Annotated in this window: 13 protein-coding genes; 6 read left to right on the forward strand and 7 right to left on the reverse strand. The window is 62.7% G+C overall.

All coding sequences use genetic code 11. From position 1 onward, the window contains the following. Positions 1 to 211: 211 nt before the first annotated feature. Complete coding sequence (locus ACIPOO_RS20165; protein WP_274136328.1) at positions 212 to 592, reverse strand: hypothetical protein; 381 nt, start codon at positions 590 to 592, stop codon at positions 212 to 214. A 155-nt stretch (positions 593 to 747) separates the two neighbouring features. Beyond that, the gene (locus ACIPOO_RS20170; protein WP_400609316.1) at positions 748 to 1,092 is read right to left on the reverse strand and encodes a nuclear transport factor 2 family protein; all 345 of its coding nucleotides are present in this window, start codon (positions 1,090 to 1,092) and stop codon (positions 748 to 750) included. 241 nt (positions 1,093 to 1,333) lie between these two features. Between ACIPOO_RS20170 and ACIPOO_RS20175 the strand changes: the two genes are divergently transcribed. The 4 genes from ACIPOO_RS20175 to ACIPOO_RS20190 are packed head-to-tail and all read left to right on the forward strand — an operon-like array spanning position 1,334 to position 7,151. Further along, a complete protein-coding gene (locus ACIPOO_RS20175) occupies positions 1,334 to 2,527 on the forward strand; it encodes an ABC transporter substrate-binding protein (protein ID WP_400609318.1) in 1,194 nt (397 codons plus the stop codon). Positions 2,528 to 2,569: 42 nt separating this feature from the next. After that, a complete protein-coding gene (locus ACIPOO_RS20180) occupies positions 2,570 to 3,439 on the forward strand; it encodes a branched-chain amino acid ABC transporter permease (RefSeq protein WP_400609320.1) in 870 nt (289 codons plus the stop codon). Beyond that, positions 3,436 to 5,928: an ATP-binding cassette domain-containing protein gene (locus ACIPOO_RS20185; RefSeq protein ID WP_400609322.1), complete on the forward strand. Its 2,493-nt coding sequence runs from the start codon at positions 3,436 to 3,438 to the stop codon at positions 5,926 to 5,928. The genes ACIPOO_RS20180 and ACIPOO_RS20185 overlap by 4 nt, the downstream gene beginning before the upstream one ends. Next, positions 5,925 to 7,151 (forward strand): amidohydrolase family protein, encoded by a 1,227-nt coding sequence (locus ACIPOO_RS20190; protein ID WP_400609324.1) that lies wholly within the window; start codon positions 5,925 to 5,927, stop codon positions 7,149 to 7,151. Before ACIPOO_RS20185 ends, ACIPOO_RS20190 begins: the two co-directional genes overlap by 4 nt. 688 nt (positions 7,152 to 7,839) lie before the next feature. Here the strand turns inward: ACIPOO_RS20190 and ACIPOO_RS20195 are convergent. Together ACIPOO_RS20195 and ACIPOO_RS20200 are read right to left on the reverse strand one after the other, a co-directional pair. After that, positions 7,840 to 8,532 (reverse strand): GntR family transcriptional regulator, encoded by a 693-nt coding sequence (locus ACIPOO_RS20195; protein ID WP_400609420.1) that lies wholly within the window; start codon positions 8,530 to 8,532, stop codon positions 7,840 to 7,842. Positions 8,533 to 8,651: 119 nt separating this feature from the next. Continuing rightward, on the reverse strand, positions 8,652 to 10,223 hold the full coding sequence (locus ACIPOO_RS20200; protein WP_400609326.1) for a gamma-glutamyltransferase family protein: 1,572 nt from the start codon (positions 10,221 to 10,223) through the stop codon (positions 8,652 to 8,654). Positions 10,224 to 10,383: 160 nt separating this feature from the next. On the opposite strand from ACIPOO_RS20200, the gene ACIPOO_RS20205 reads away from it, so the two are divergent. Together ACIPOO_RS20205 and ACIPOO_RS20210 are read left to right on the forward strand one after the other, a co-directional pair. After that, positions 10,384 to 11,049, forward strand: a complete 666-nt coding sequence (locus tag ACIPOO_RS20205; protein WP_400609328.1) for a hypothetical protein — start codon at positions 10,384 to 10,386, stop codon at positions 11,047 to 11,049. A 14-nt stretch (positions 11,050 to 11,063) separates the two neighbouring features. After that, positions 11,064 to 11,750: a tetratricopeptide repeat protein gene (locus ACIPOO_RS20210; protein ID WP_400609330.1), complete on the forward strand. Its 687-nt coding sequence runs from the start codon at positions 11,064 to 11,066 to the stop codon at positions 11,748 to 11,750. Between the two features lie 66 nt (positions 11,751 to 11,816). Here the strand turns inward: ACIPOO_RS20210 and ACIPOO_RS20215 are convergent, their stop codons facing one another. From ACIPOO_RS20215 to ACIPOO_RS20225, 3 genes are all read right to left on the reverse strand, one after another. Beyond that, positions 11,817 to 12,146, reverse strand: a complete 330-nt coding sequence (locus ACIPOO_RS20215; RefSeq protein WP_400609332.1) for a hypothetical protein — start codon at positions 12,144 to 12,146, stop codon at positions 11,817 to 11,819. A 142-nt stretch (positions 12,147 to 12,288) separates the two neighbouring features. After that, positions 12,289 to 12,561, reverse strand: coding sequence for a DUF1652 domain-containing protein (locus tag ACIPOO_RS20220; protein WP_274133729.1), 273 nt, complete (start codon positions 12,559 to 12,561; stop codon positions 12,289 to 12,291). A 303-nt stretch (positions 12,562 to 12,864) separates the two neighbouring features. Further along, a complete protein-coding gene (locus tag ACIPOO_RS20225; RefSeq protein WP_400609334.1) occupies positions 12,865 to 15,234 on the reverse strand; it encodes a DNA polymerase II in 2,370 nt (789 codons plus the stop codon). Between the last annotated feature and the right edge of the window lie 38 nt (positions 15,235 to 15,272).

The raw sequence follows: 15,272 nt of genomic DNA on the forward strand, positions 1-15,272 counted from the left end.
TGTTCATGCGAATCTCCGAGGTTTCTTGTTCTTGTTTTTTTCGTGTCGCTGGCTGGCCACTTCGTTGTAGGCGGCCCAGCAGACTTGATTTGAAACACTCTAGACTAGCTGAAACGATTCACGCAAGCGCTTGCTTTTCACCCCTGAAAAAAAACGCCTTGCTCACGGATCGATCACCCGCGAGCAAGGCGTTTTCAGGGATAACGGCGAATCAGGGTTTGACGACGTGCCAGACGTCCTTGACGCCATCACCGGTGGCATCGCCGGCTTTCTTGTCCTTGACCCAGGTGTACAGCGGCTTGCCTTTGTAGGCCCACTGCTTGCTGCCGTCGTCACGGGTCACGACGGTATAGCCGCCTTCGTCCTTGGCGCCTGCACCCGCCATCAGCGGCGGCCAGTTGGTGGCGCAATCGCCGTTACACATCGACTTGCCGCCGCTGTCTTTGTCGAAGGTGTAGAGGGTCATGCCCTTGTGGTCGGTGAGCACTTCGCCTTTGTCGGTCTTGCCGGTCATGGCAGGCGCCGCGGCGAACGCCAGGCTCGATGCGCAGGTCAGGGCAACGGCGGCGGTGAGGATGAATTTCTTCAGCATGGTGAACTCCTTGATGTTGTTCTTGATTGGGGGAGCAATGCCAGAAACCTCCCAGGCTCCCGCTGCCGATTGATGCGGCAGTCCTAGGTAAACGTTTGGGCGGGGTGTTTATTCCACCCTGCTGAAGAATATTTTTTCAGGCCCGCATCCTGTGTCTACGCCTTGGCAATCTCGGGCGTCAGGATCCACTCCGCGCTGTCGTTCCACACATCCATGCGGGTGATCTTGCCGTCACGCACTTCGAAGCGATCCAGGTAGCGATTACCGGAGAAACTGCGGCCGTCCGGCCACTCGCCGTACAGCGTGCCGTTGGAATACACCACGGTGTGGTCGCCCCGGTCCATCCAGTCGAAGTTGCCCAGGGCTTTTTTCACCCAGGCATAACGCGCGCCGTTGAAGCCGGTAATGGTTTGCGGGTCGGGCATGGCGCGGCCACCAGTGAAGGTGATCTTCACGTCATCGCTCATGAAGGTCGCGGCGCGGACCGGATCCGGGGCCATGGACGCTTCCAGAAAATTGCTAACAATCTGAACATCTTTGTTTGCTTCCGACATCTTCCACTCTCCTGCTTCATCGATGGACGTTGATAGGCCGAATGCCTCCACGTGGTGCAAGGCGCCTTGTTTTGGAGCGTGTAACCAGGGCAAAGCCCGCGCCAGACAAGGATTTCAGGCGGCCTTGGACTGGCATCCTACTTGCTAGCAATAAATTTACAAGTGCTAGCAATCAGGAGAATCACCCATGTCCTTCCGGCTTCCAAACGTGCAGCGTCTGTTGTTCCCCGTGGCTGCGGCTTTCTCCCTGCAACTGGCCCTTTCGGCCAGCGTCCAGGCTGCCGAGCCACCGATCAAGGTCGGGCTGGTGGCGGCGCTTTCGGGTCAGTCGGCCAAATCCGGTGAAGCCTTGACCCGCGGCCTGACCATGGCCATCGACGAGGTCAATGCCAAGGGTGGCGTGCTGGGGCGGCCGCTGGAACTGGTGCGCCGGGACGATGAAAGCAACCCGTCCAAAGGCATGCTGGCGGCCCGTGAGCTGATCCAGCGCGAGAAGGTCACGGTGCTGTTCGGTGGCCTGGACACTCCGGTGTCGCTGGCCATCGTGCCGCTGGCCAACCAGATGAAAGTGCCGTTCATGGGCATCTGGGCAGCCGGCACCAAGATCACCGAGAACGGCGCGGCGGACAACTACGTGTTTCGCGTCTCGGCGGTCGATGAGCTGGTGGACGAAGCACTGGTCAAGTACGGCGCGAGCCAGGGCATGAAGAAGCCAGGCATGATCCTGATCAACAACCCCTGGGGCGAATCCAACGAGGCGGGCTTCAAGCGTGCCCTGGAAAAACGCGGCCTGGAGAACGCCGGGGTCGAGCGCATTCAGGACAGTGACCTGGACGTGGTGCCGCAACTGACGCGCCTGAAGAATGCCGGTGCCGACACCCTGTTGATGGTCGGTAACGTCGGCCCGTCGGCGCAGGTGGTCAAATCCCTCGACCGCATGGGCTGGGACGTCCCGGTGGTTTCGCACTGGGGCCCGGCGGGCGGACGTTTCGGCGAGCTGGCAGGTCCTGGCGCGTCGCGCGTGCACTTCATCCAGACCTACGTGTTCACCGATCACAACAACCCCAAAGGCGACGCCCTGCTCGCTTCGCTGAAGACCGCCTACCCGCAGATCAAGACCCTGGCCGATGTCACCCCTGCAGTGGGTATCGCCAACGCCTACGACGCCTTGCACCTGAGCGCGCTGGCCATCGCCAAGGCCGGCAACACCGAGGGCCGCGCGGTGCGTGACGGCTTCTACGGGATCACCGACTACGACGGCCTGATCAAAGACTACAAACAGCCCTTCACGGCGCAGAAACACGATGCCCTGGGGCCTGACGACTACGTGTTCACCCAGTTCGTCGGCGATCAGATCGTGCCGCTGAACGCCAAACCCTGACCCGCCTGACCGAGCTGTTTTCACGCCTTAAGGAATCACGCCATGTTCACCGCCGCCATCGTTACCGGCCTCGGACTGGGCAGCATGTACGCGCTGCTGGCCCTGGGATTTCACCTGACTTACGTGGTCTCGCGCACCGTCAATTTCGCCCAGGGCAGTGCCATGATGGTCGGCGCGGTACTGGGCTACACGCTGTGCATCACCTGGGGCCTGCCGCTCTGGCTGGCGCTGCCCCTGACGCTGCTGCTCAGCGCGATCTACGGCCTGGCCATCGAACGCTGGCTGGTGCGGCCCTTTCACAGCCGCGGCTCCCAGGCCTGGCTGATGGCGACGGTGGCGGGCGGGATTCTGGTGGACAACCTGGCGCTGTTCACCTTCGGCAAGGAGCCACGGCAGTTCGAAAGCAGCCTGGTCAGCCTCAAGGTCGAGTTGTTCGGCAACGGCATCGGTGCCTTGCAACTGTTGATCCCGCTGGTGGGCGCGGCGATTGCCCTGGCCCTGCTGGTGGTGCGTCGCTACACCCGGCTGGGGAAGGTGCTGGAAGCCTGCGTGCAGAATCCCCGTGCGGCGATGCTGATGGGCATCAACGTCAACCGGGTGGTGGCCATCGCCTTCGCGATCTCTACCGTTTTCGCCGCCGTCGCGGGGCTGCTGATCGCGCCGCTGTTCAGCGTCAACGCCGAGATGGGCATGTTGTTCGGGCTCAAGGCCTTTGCGGTGGCGATTCTCGGCGGGATTTCCAGCGCGGGCGGCGTGTTCGGTGCAGGGCTGCTGTTCGGCCTGACCGAAGCGCTGATTACCCTGTACTTCGGCTCGGCCTTCACCCAGATCTTTACCTTCGCGCTGGTCATTCTGGCGCTGGCGATTCGTCCCAACGGGCTGTTCGGCAAACAGGCACTGGTGAAAGTATGAAAGACCCGAAAACCCTGCTCGCCCCCGCTTCCATCGCACTGCTGGCGATTGCCAGCGTGGTGGCCGTGTTCATGCTCGACAGCTATTCGCTGCTGGTCTTCACCCTCTGCGCACTGGCTGCAGTGGTGGGTGTCGGCCTCAACGTGCTGATCGGCCTCAGTGGCCAGATTTCCTTCGGTCACATCGCCTTCTACGCCATCGGTGCGTACATTTCGGCACTGATGACCCTAGCCGGCCTGCCGCTGTGGCTGGCAGTGCCCGCGGCCGGTGTGGTGGCGGGTGCCGTTGGCGCCTTGCTGGCGATTCCTGCGCTGCGCGTCTCGGGGCCGTATCTGGCGATGATCACCATCGCCTTTTCGTTCGTGGTGCATCACAGCCTGATCGAGTGGCGTGACGTCACTGGTGGCTCCAATGGCTTGATGGGCATTCCGCTGCCTGACTTCGCCGGGCTCGATCCCTCGATCCTGCTGGCGCTGATTGCCACGGCCCTGATGATCGGCGCGCTGGTGTTCTACCAGCGTCTGCATCACAGCGGCTGGGGCAAGGCGATGCGTGCGGTCAAGGCGTCGGAGATCGCCGCGCGTTCGCTGGGCTTCAACCCGGTGGTCAGCAAGACCCTGGCCTTCGCCCTCTCGGCACTGCTCACGGGCCTGGCCGGTGCTTTGCTCGCGCCATTGCTGATGTTCATCAACCCCGAGTCGTTTCCGTTTTCGCAGTCGATCCTGTTCGTGCTCGCGGTGATCGTCGGTGGCAGCGGCACGCTGTTCGGTCCGGTGCTGGGTGCGCTGCTGATCGTGCTGGTGCCCGAGTTGCTGTCGGACTTCGCCGAATATCGCCTGCTGATTTTCTCGGTACTGCTGCTGGTGGTGTTGTGGATTGCCCCCAACGGATTGCTCGGCGCCCTCGCCCGTCGCTGGGTCAAGCCGACGTCGCTGACGCCACCGGTCCGGATCGACCACGGTCGCATCGCCCGGCACCTTGGCCAGCGCAAGAACCGCGACGGCCTGCACATTCGCGATATCGGCATTCGCTTCGGCGGCGTGCAGGCCGCGCAACAGGTCAGCCTGCACGCACCGGCTGGCAGCATCACCAGCATCATCGGTCCCAACGGCGCGGGGAAAACCACCGTGCTGAACATGATCAGCGGCTTCTACGCCCCCGACAGCGGACAGATCGACCTCGATCAACCGCTGGCCGGGCTGCCCGCCTGGAAAACCGCCCGGGCCGGCATCGCCCGCACCTACCAGACCACCCAGTTGTTCGGCGAAATGTCAGTGCTGGATAACGTGCTGGTGGCGATGCAGCAAGGCCGGCTGGGCCCGATCTTCAGCCATCCGGCTGCTGCGCAACGGGCGCTGGCCCTCGACCTGCTGGCACTGGTCGGTTACCGGGGTGCGGTCAATATTCCCGCCGAAGACCTGCCCCACGTCGACCGCCGCCTGGTGGAAATCGCCCGGGCACTGGCCACCGCGCCCGCCGTATTGCTGCTCGATGAGCCGGCTGCGGGCCTGAGCCGCCGCGATACCGATGCACTGGCGATCCTGTTGCGACAACTGGCGCAGTTCGGCCTGACGGTGATTCTGGTGGAGCACGACATGGCGCTGGTCATGGCGGTATCCGAGCGCCTGCTGGTGCTCGACGCCGGCAAGCCGATCACTGTGGGCACACCGGCCCAGGTGCAGCAGGACGAACGCGTGATCGCAGCCTATCTGGGTGGCACCGAGTATCAGGCCACGCCAAGGGTTGAGGCCTGGAACGGCAGCCGCGATGCGCGCCTGTACGTGAAGGATCTGGTGATCGACTATGGCGCAGCGCCGGTGGTCAATAAGGTCAACCTGGTGGTCAATCCGGGCGAGCTGGTTGCGATCCTGGGTGCCAACGGCGCGGGCAAATCCAGCATCCTGCAATGTCTGGCCGGTCTGCATCGCGCCTCTGGCGGCAGCGTCCTGCTGGACAACGAAAACATCGAGCAGGCCAGCGCCAGCAGCATCGCCGCGCAAGGCCTGGCGCTGGTGCCCGAAGGCCGGCAGGTATTCCCTTACCTGAGCGTGCGCGACAACCTGTTGCTGGGCAGTTATTCACGGCGCGACGCGGTGGACCTGGACGCAGAAATCGAAGCGATCCTGCGCCGTTTCCCGCGCCTGCGGGACCGTATCGACAGCCCTGCCGGTCTGTTGTCCGGCGGCGAACAGCAAATGGTCGCGGTGGGTCGCGGTTTGATGGCCAAGCCGAAAATCCTGCTGCTGGACGAACCATCGCTGGGCCTCTCCCCTTCGATGATCGGCGAGTTGTACGACGCACTGGCCGCCCTGCGTGATGAAGGCGTGACCCTGTTGCTGGTGGACCAGATGGCCAACCTCGCGCTGCAGGTCGCCGACCGCGCCTACGTGCTGGAGACCGGCCAGGTGATCAAGTCCGGCACCGCCGCCGAGCTGCATGAGGATGGCGAACTGGCGGCGGCCTATCTGGGCGAAGGAGCCTGCGCATGAGCACCTTGATGATCAGCAACGCCCGAGTGGGCAATGACCCGACACCGACCACGCTGTACGTGGAAAACGGCCGCTTCGTGCATGCCTTGAGCCGGGACTCAAGCCTGGGTGAACACCTTGATCTTGAAGGCCGGCTGCTGCTGCCCGGCCTGATCGAAACCCATATTCATCTGGACAAGGCGTGCATCATGCAGCGCTGCCAGTTGCAGGCCGGAACTCTGGCCGAAGCCGTGCAACAGACCCGCGCCGCCAAGGCCGAATTCACCGAAGAAGACGTCTACCAGCGCGGCGCCGGGGTGCTGGACAAGGCCATCATGCAGGGCACCAGCTACATGCGAACCCACGTCGAACTCGACCCGCAGATCGGCCTGATCGGGTTCGCCGCCATCAAGCGCCTGCAAGCGGATTACGCGTGGGCCATCACCCTGGAAATCTGCGTGTTTCCCCAGGAGGGTCTGCTCAACAATCCGGGCACCGAGGCGCTGTTGCGCCACGGCCTGGAGAATGGCGCGACGGTATTGGGTGGCTGTCCTTACACCGACAGCGATCCGCTGGGGCAGATCGAGCGGCTGTTCGAGTTGGCGGTGGAATACGACTGTGACCTGGATTTGCACCTGGACTTCGACCTCAACCCCCAGGGCATGACTATCAACCACGTCGCCCTTTGTACCGACCGCCATGGCTGGGGTGGCCGTGTGACGGTCGGCCACGCTACCAAACTGTCGGCCTTGCCGATGGAGGCGCTGATGTCGCTGGGTGTGCGGCTGGCAGAGGTCGGGGTGCAGGTGACGTGCCTGCCCAGCACCGATCTGTTCCTGACCGGTCGCGAGCATTTCCACAACAAGCCCCGAGGGCTGGCGCCGCTGGCTCATCTGCATGGCTGTGGGGTGACCTGTTCGCTGTCGACCAATAACATCGGTAATCCGTTCACGCCGTACGGTGATGCTTCGCTGGTTCGGCAGGCTAATCTGTTTGCCAATGTCAGTCAGTTGGGGACGGGGCCTGAGTTACTGCAGTGTCTGGCCTGGGTGTCGAGTGAGTCGGCGCGGCTGTTGCGGCTGACGGACTATGGGTTGGATGCTGGGTGCCTGGCCGATTTCATCGTGTTCGATGCGCCCTCGCCTGCGGCGGTGATCGCTGAAATCAGCGCGCCGTTGATGGGGTACAAGCGGGGGATACGGACGTTTGAGCGGCCGCAGGGACGGTTGTTGAGGACGCGTTGAATGATCGTTCCCACGCTCCGCGTGGTAACGGGCGGGTCTGACGCTCCGCGTCTTTGGGTGACGCTGTTATTGTGCGTATACCCGTTTCAGCGGTGGTCCGAACTTAGGGTTTCGCCCCTTACGGGCGACCTACTTTCTTTCGGGAAAGTAGGCAAACCATTTGCTCCTGGCTGGGGTCCTCCTTCGTCGGACTTCCCTCGACTCCGGCGTCGTTCCGGGGGCACGCCATGATGGGCCATCCATGGCCCGCACGGCTTTCGCGGCATCCCTGCCGCTCATCCCCCTACACGACACCTGCGCTCGGCCTGGCGCCTTAACGTCGCGTTCGGCGGCGCCTGCACCATCGCGCACGAAGATCAAGATCAAAATCTAAAACACACCACCTTCCCGTAGCAGTCCGGCTTGCCGGCGTCGGCGCCCTCAAAATCGCCCCCGCCGGCAAGCCGTGCTGCTACGGGTTTGGGGTATGGCGAAAAAATGAAATTCACCCCAACCCTGTAGGAGCGCGCTTGCCCGCGATGGCGTTCTCACGATCGCCGACGCCGGCAAGCCGGACTGCTACGGGTTTGGGGTATGGCAAAAAAATGAAATTCTTCCCAACCTGTAGGAGCGCGCTTGGTCTGGGCCGCATTCGGACGATGGCGTCCTCAAAATCACCGACGCCGGCAAGCCGAACTGCTACGGTTCTTCAGTCGCTGAGCGCCTGTTTGAGGTTGAACTCGGCCGGTGGCTCGGCGCCCAGTGCCAGTTGGCCTTCCAGCTCGTCCAGGTGTTCGATCATCACGGCCACGGCTTTTTCGTGGTCGCCTTCTTCCAGCGCGGTGATGATCTGCTGGTGTTCGTCCGACGCGCAGGACGGCACGTCGTTGCGCTGGTACAACGCGACGATCAACGAACTGCGCACCATCAGGTTACCGAGAATATCGCTCAGCACGGTGTTGCCGCAGATCGCGCCGAGCATCAGGTGGAACTCGCTGAGTTCACGCACGATGGCGCGGCGGTCGGTGTCGTTGGTGGCCTTGCGCTCGTTGCTCATGTGGGTGGCGATGCGCTGGCGCTGCTTGCGCATGATGGCCGGCGTGATGGACTCCACGATCGCCCGCTCGATGGCCCGGCGTGCACTGAAAATGTCCCGCGCTTCCTTGGCCGTCGGTTGCGACACCATCGCCCCGCGATTGGCCTCGATGGTCACCACCTTCTGCAATGCCAGGCGCTGGATCGCCGCCTGGACGTGGTTGCGGTTGGCTTGCAGGGTTTCGACGATCTGCGCTTCGATCAGCCGCGTGCCGGGCGGCAGGCGGTGCTGGGCAATGGCCTTGTACAGCGCATCGACGATACGCTGCACCTCAAGCTGTTTGGCGGTGACAGTGCTCAAGCCCATCCATTCCTCGTTCGTGCAGAAGACCTTCTGCCACACGCGCAGCAGTGGCGAGCGGGCAACGGCCGGCATTATCCGCCAGCGCCCCGGACTCGGCAAACCCGGCGTGCATGGCGCCCGGCCTATCCGGCCAGACCAAGCGCCATACCTTCGCCGCGAGGATCGTGCATGGCATGACGAACACCGTCGGGCTCGATGCTGATGATCCCCGCATGCCCGGTCATGGGGCTATGTGACGCGATCATTTCCACCTCGTGCCCAAGCTCGGCAAGGCCAACCGCCGCATCAGGGCTGATGTCGCCTTCGAGCTTGAGGTTATCGGTGCTGTCGAAAAAGCTGCGGCCCAGGAGAAAGCGCGGCGTGCCCAAGGCGCGGTCGATGGGTTGGCGGTAGTCGATCAATTGAGTCGCCAGCACCATCTGCGTCTGCGGCTGCCCGTCGCCGCCCTGGGTGCCGAAGAAGAAGCGCCGACCGTCGTCCGCCAGATAGCAGGACGGGTTGAGCGTATGCGCGGGGCGCTTGCCCGGTGCCCAGCCATTGACGTGCCGGGGGTCGACGTTGAAACCGGCGGCGCGGTTCTGCCACAGCACACCGGTGTCGCCCAGAATGCAGCCCGACCCGAAATCATGGAACAGGCTCTGGATCAGACAGGCCGTACGCCCCTGCTCATCGGTCGCCGCCATCCAGATGGTATCGGCCGGACGGCCCGGCTCATTCCACGAAGCGGCGCGTTCATCATCGATCGCATCGGCATACTGTGCGAGGTTTTCATCGGACAGGCTGGCCGCGAAATCCCAGTCACTAAAACCCGGATCACACAGCTGTGCATTGCGTCGCAGCAACCCCTGCTTTATTGCTTCGACCAACAGGTGATAGTACGCGGCGCTGCCATTGGCGATATCGGCCAGGGGTTTGTGCAGCAGCGATCCCATGGCCTGCAAGGTGTACAGCCCTTGGCTGGGGGGCGCGACATTGAACAGTTGGCCCCGACGATAACGCACCGAAACCGGCGCCACTTCCGGCGCCTGCGTTGCCCGCAGATCGGCGGTGGTCAGCCCGCAACCCAAGCGAGCAAAGGCTTCGCCGAAGGCATTGGCCAGCTCGCCCTGGTAAAAATCCTCGACACCGTGGCGAGCCAGATGCCGCAGCGTGTTCGCCAGCGCAGGCTGGCGCAGCACATCCCCCTCGCGCATCCAGCGCCCGTCGGTGCGGCACAGCCGATGCAGATCGGGCAATTGCTCGATCAACGGCTGGCGCAGGGTCTGCCAGAACAGTTGGGATTGCGAGACAGGCACACCTTCGTCCGCCATCACGGCGGCGTCTGTCAACAAGTCCGCCCAGCCGAAACGCGAGCCCCACTCGTGACGACTGATATTGGCAGCCGTCTGCCAACTAGCCAGCGCCCCTGCAGTGCTAGCCACCGAACTTGGCCCGCGCAAGGTAATGCTGCCTGCCTCGGGCAAGCGCATTCCTGCCTGACCGATCCCCACGATGGTGCGCACCTGGCGATCATGGATCATCCACAGGGCATCGCCGCCGATCCCGGTCATGTGCGGAAAAACTGCGCTAAGCATCGCGCTGGCAGCCAGCATTGCATCGATGGCCGTTCCCCCAGCCTCCAGAACACGCCGCCCGGCAGCACTGGCTTCGGCATGGGGAGTGGCGATGACGGCACGGCGAGAAGTCGCGATCATGAGCGAGGGTCCTTTTGCATATTGCTAGCTATTTAGTTTTCTGTAGCTAGCAAAGCAAGAGGTGTGCCGTTGGGCTTTCGGATACCCTTGTTCCGCTGTTTGCCTAAAGCTTGCGCGCCACCTGCCGATAACCTTCTTTTCCCCGTCACGGATGATTTACATGTTCCGCCCTCTGCTTTCCGGTATTGGCCTGCTGGCCATTGCCTGCACCGCCCAGGCCCAGGCCGTCTCCACTCCCGAACAACTGCTGACCGAGTTCTCCCGCTGCGACGCGAGCTTCTTCGAGGGCCTGCGCGATGCGCGTTTGCCGGCCGGTACGATTCGTCTGGGCGATTACGGCAAGGTCAAGGCACCGACTGTGATGAACCCCTTGCAGGAAGGTGGCAACTACCAGGCGTTCGAGAACCCGCTGATGGTCAACGGCGTGCGCATGGTGGGTTATTACAATCAGGCACAGACCATCAAGGACGCCGGCAATTTCCTGTTCTGGGGGTTCGTGGCCGACGGCACGCCAACTGAAGTGGCCGCCAGACTCAAGCCGCTGATCGTCGACAACTCGCGCTTCGTGCCGATGGGCAAGACTTTCACCCGCGCCGAAATCCGCCGGATCGGCGACCCTATCAACCAATGGCGTACCGAAGGTCTGACCGGCCCGGGCGTGGCGACGCCGTTCGGATTCGTCGACCGGGTGTTGATGGTCGACAACGGCGACACCACCCCACCGCTGGGCGGGCACACCACCGTGTTCTGCTCGTTGCAGGGCACCGTCACCGCGCCGCTGTTGCAGGTGTATCGCCCTGACCTCAACGCCCATCTGCTGGACTGACAAGGATGTTTCTGATGAATGCTCGTTTCACCGCTCTGATCGCCTGCACGGCTCTTCTGGCAGGCTGCGCCGGGATGCAGAAACCGGTCAACCCGAACCTTGCGCACTGCCGCGCGCAGCTTCAGGCCTCCAAGGCCACCAACTACCCGCTGGTGTTGCAGGAAGGCGATCTGTGCCTTGAGAAAAACACCCTGTCCAACCCGATGCAGAGCCTGATCTACCTGGTGCAGGCCGATGCCTACGGCAATCTCAATCGCTACCCCGAGGCCATCGTGGCCAAGGAAAAGTCGATGCAACTGTCGGTCAAGCCCTCCCCTCGGGAATACCTTGACCTGAGCTACATGTATCGCAAGGCCGGCAACCCGAAAAAGGCGTTGCAACTGGTTCAGTACAACCTGGACAACAACCTGGGCGAAGCCGGCAAGGGCAATGGTTTCAACATGCCGACCTATTACCACCTGGGCCTGGCGCTGAACGACCTTGGCATGTATCGCGAAGCCGCCGAATCCTTCAGCACCGGGCTGCAACGCCAGCGGGATTTCGCCTGGGCGTACTATGCGCGTGGCGTTGCCTATGACCACCTGAATGACAAGGACGACGCCAGGGCCGACTTCACGACCTTCGCCAAGATCGTCGACAAGAAGTACGTAGAGGCAGAGCAGCGCACGAAGCTGGCCGAATACCAGATCGCACTGCCCTGAACGAAGGCGCAAGGCAGGCCCGGCGGGTCTGCCCTGCTGCTGTGGATTCGCCGGCCAATTCTGGGGCTAGGCACACTCTTTCGCGACTTTCCCCACCCCTGCGCCGAGCAGGCTGCGCTCATAGACGAACACCTTGCCGCCGCTGTTGGCCTTGTAGGCTTCGATCACATTGTCCGCCGTGACTGAACTCGACATCACGATCTTGTAATGCCGCTGGGCCTGCGACAGCACCGGGCTCAACGAACGGCTTTGCAGCTTGGGCACCACGCAGGCGGTGTACTGTTCGGGCGTCTTGCTGGTTTCCAGCGTCAGCGTCGGCTCGTTTGGCGCGGACGCGCAACCGGCAAGCACAAGGGCACAAACCGCAGAGAAGGCGGAGGAAGTCAAAAGTCGCATGGGCGATATCCTGTGGACGGCCTGCCGATGGGCAGTGGCCTTGATATCGCCATTTTCCGGTTCTACCCGCAAAACAGAACTTTTGATTGTTGATGCTCACTATTACCGGCCGCGATAGTAGCGGTTCATCACGCCGGACAGATCAGAGCTGTCGGCCACTGGATCTTGTCTTGGCGGGTGCTTCCCCTGCGTTAGCGAAAGACAATTGCGCTCTCATCTGCGCCACGAAACTGGATAACTCCCGGGACGATTCGAACCTCGAACGGGGAATGCCCCTGGCCGCCACGTTGAACCCGGTCGAGCGATCGAGCAGTTCGATGGAAACCTCACCACGCGAATCGATGGAGCACTTGCACTGGAGCGGCAGGAAGCTGCGCTCGATGATGTGGCGCAGCTCAAGTTCAGACAGGGCCATGGACAAAACTCCTTGTAATTATGGTTAACGGGTATCCAGGGGCACTGCTGTGCCGGGACACCCCCATTGGTTGTAGCAGAGGTTCGTTGAATCAGCCGTATTTACGATGTCCGAATGTAACAGGCGTTCGCTTCTGCCCGCAGGGCGTAGCAGCACGGCTTGCCGGCGGGCTGGCGCGCAGCGGCAGTAAACCCTGTGGACGCGGTCTGTCTGACACGACGCAGGTGTCTGATTCTACTGCTGCTACGCAGCAGCCCGCCGGCAAGCCGTGCTGCTACGGGTTCGGTGCTGGATGGAGTCTTCTCAGAAATCGAAACTCATCTGATCCAGGCTCTGCAGGTTGATCGTGCCGGGCAACACGAACGGCAGGATCGCGTCGGCAATCGGTTGCAGCTGGCGAGTGATGTAGTGGTCGTAGTCGATCGGGGCGCTACGGGCTTCCAGGGGTTCGGGACCAGCGACAGTGATGACGTAGCTGATCCAGCCGCGGTTCTGGTATTGCAGCGGGCGACCTTGCTGGCGGTTGTAATCGTCGGCGATGCGGGCAGCACGCACGTGGGGCGGGACGTTGTGTTCGTATTCGTCCAGCGAACGGCGCAGGCGCTTGCGGTAGATGAGCTGCTCATCCAGTTCCCCCGCCAGCGTGCGGCGCACATAATCGCGCAGGTATTCCTGAAACGGGCGACGCTGGAAGATGCGCAGGTACAGCTCTTTCTGGAACACCTGGGCCAGCGGCGACCAGTCGGTGCGTACGGTTTCCAGGCCCTTGTAGACCATCTCGTCTTCACCGTCGGCGCGGGTCACCAGGCCTGCGTAGCGCTTCTTGCTGCCCTCCTCTGCGCCACGGATGGTCGGCATCAGGAAGCGTTTGAAGTGGGTTTCGAATTGCAGTTCCAGCGCGCTTTCAAGGCCGAACTCGTTGTGCAGATGCTCGCGCCACCAGTCGTTCACGCCCTTGACTAGCGCCTTGCCGATCCGCGCCGCTTCCTCTTGCTCGTGGGGGCGCTTGAGCCATACGAAGGTGGAGTCGGTATCGCCATAGATCACCTCATAACCCTGGGCTTCGATCAGTTGGCGGGTCTGGCGCATGATCTGGTGGCCGCGCAGGGTGATCGACGACGCCAGGCGCGTATCGAAGAAGCGGCAACCGCTGGAACCGAGCACACCGTAGAAGGCGTTCATGATGATTTTCAGGGCCTGGGACAGCGGTGCGTTGCGTTCGCGCTTGGCGGCTTCGCGCCCCTCGGCGACGCGGGAAACGATGGACGGCAGGCAGTGCCGGGTGCGGGAAAAGCGCGCCCCGCGAAAGCCTTCGACCGAGTCCTGGTCGTCGGGGTGTTTCAGGCCTTCGATCAAGCCCACCGGGTCGATCAGGAAGCTGCGGATGATCGACGGGTAAAGGCTCTTGTAGTCAAGCACCAGCACCGATTCATACAGCCCCGGACGCGAGTCCATGACGAACCCGCCTGGGCTGGCCTCGGGCATGCGTTCACCAAGGTTGGGAGCCACGAAGCCCTGGCGGTGCATCAGCGGCATGTACAGATGCTCGAAAGCCGCCACCGAACCACCATTGCGATCAGCCGGCAGGCCGGTGACCGTGGCACGCTCGAGCAGAAAGGTAAGCAGCTCGGTCTTCTCGAAAATCCGCGTGACCAGTTCGCAGTCCTTGAGGTTATAGCGAGCCAGCGCCGGCTTGTCCTCGGCGAACATGCGGTTGATTTCGTCCATGCGCTGGTACGGGGTGCTGATGGCCTTGCCTTCGCCGAGCAGAGTCTGGGCGACGTTTTCCAGGCTGAACGAGGGGAAGCTCCAGGTGGCGGAGCGCAATGCCTCGATGCCATCGATGATCAGCCGTCCGGCCGCCGAGGCAAAGAAGTGATTGTTGCCCGCCCCGTGTTCGCGCCAGCCCATCACCTCGCCGTCGCGCCCCAGCCGCAACGGCACGTTCAGACGCCGGGAGTGTTCGTGCAAAACCCGCAGGTCGAACTGCACCAGGTTCCAGCCGATGATCGCGTCAGGGTCGTGGCGTGCCATCCAGGCATTCAAGCTTTCCAGCAGCGCTGCGCGGGTGTCGCAGTAATCGAAGGTGAAGTCCACCTGCGCAGCATCGCCATTGGCCGGGCCGAGCATGTACACCTGACGCTCGCCGCACCCTTCCAGGGCAATGGAGTACAACTCGCCGCGCTCGGTGGTTTCGATGTCCAGAGACACCAGTTTCAAGCGTGGGCGATAGTCGGGAGCGGGCCGCATCTGCGCATCCAGCAGCAGGCCGCTGGCATCGGGCGTGCCGCTGAACTCCACCGGCGCGGTGATGAAGCGCTCCATCAGGTAGCGCTCGGGCGGGCGCACGTCGGCTTCGTAGACATCGACGCTGGCCCGACGCAGCTCCTTCTCAAGGTTCATCAACTGGCGATGCTGGCCGGTGTAGAGCCCGAGCACCGGTCGATGGCGGAAGTCGCAGAGCTCCAGCGGCTTGAGCTGGACATTGCTTTCCTGGCGCAACACCACCTCGGCCCGCTCGCGATGCTGCGCAGGAATGAACGCCACGGACGTCTGCAACGGCAGGCGCACGCGGCGCGGGCCGCTGTCAGTCGCCAACCAGAATTCGACCTGGGTGCCCGCGTCGGTGTCGCGCCAATGCCGGGTCAGGACGAAGCCCTGCTCTAGTTCCACCTGTACAACCTCGAAAACCTGCTTTCAGGAAGTGGATT

It is taken from the genome of Pseudomonas sp. NPDC090201, from assembly GCF_044746825.1.
Classification (GTDB): domain Bacteria; phylum Pseudomonadota; class Gammaproteobacteria; order Pseudomonadales; family Pseudomonadaceae; genus Aquipseudomonas; species Aquipseudomonas putida_AD.

Bases quoted from the DNA above. Each gene is read 5' to 3' on its own strand.
- ACIPOO_RS20165 (WP_274136328.1), bottom strand. From the start codon at position 592: ATGCTGAAGAAATTCATCCTCACCGCCGCCGTTGCCCTGACCTGCGCA.
- ACIPOO_RS20170 (WP_400609316.1), bottom strand. From the start codon at position 1,092: ATGGCCCCGGATCCGGTCCGCGCCGCGACCTTCATGAGCGATGACGTG.
- ACIPOO_RS20175 (WP_400609318.1), top strand. From the start codon at position 1,334: ATGTCCTTCCGGCTTCCAAACGTGCAGCGTCTGTTGTTCCCCGTGGCT.
- ACIPOO_RS20180 (WP_400609320.1), top strand. From the start codon at position 2,570: ATGTTCACCGCCGCCATCGTTACCGGCCTCGGACTGGGCAGCATGTAC.
- ACIPOO_RS20185 (WP_400609322.1), top strand. From the start codon at position 3,436: ATGAAAGACCCGAAAACCCTGCTCGCCCCCGCTTCCATCGCACTGCTG.
- ACIPOO_RS20190 (WP_400609324.1), top strand. From the start codon at position 5,925: ATGAGCACCTTGATGATCAGCAACGCCCGAGTGGGCAATGACCCGACA.
- ACIPOO_RS20195 (WP_400609420.1), bottom strand. From the start codon at position 8,532: ATGGGCTTGAGCACTGTCACCGCCAAACAGCTTGAGGTGCAGCGTATC.
- ACIPOO_RS20200 (WP_400609326.1), bottom strand. From the start codon at position 10,223: ATGATCGCGACTTCTCGCCGTGCCGTCATCGCCACTCCCCATGCCGAA.
- ACIPOO_RS20205 (WP_400609328.1), top strand. From the start codon at position 10,384: ATGTTCCGCCCTCTGCTTTCCGGTATTGGCCTGCTGGCCATTGCCTGC.
- ACIPOO_RS20210 (WP_400609330.1), top strand. From the start codon at position 11,064: ATGAATGCTCGTTTCACCGCTCTGATCGCCTGCACGGCTCTTCTGGCA.
- ACIPOO_RS20215 (WP_400609332.1), bottom strand. From the start codon at position 12,146: ATGCGACTTTTGACTTCCTCCGCCTTCTCTGCGGTTTGTGCCCTTGTG.
- ACIPOO_RS20220 (WP_274133729.1), bottom strand. From the start codon at position 12,561: ATGGCCCTGTCTGAACTTGAGCTGCGCCACATCATCGAGCGCAGCTTC.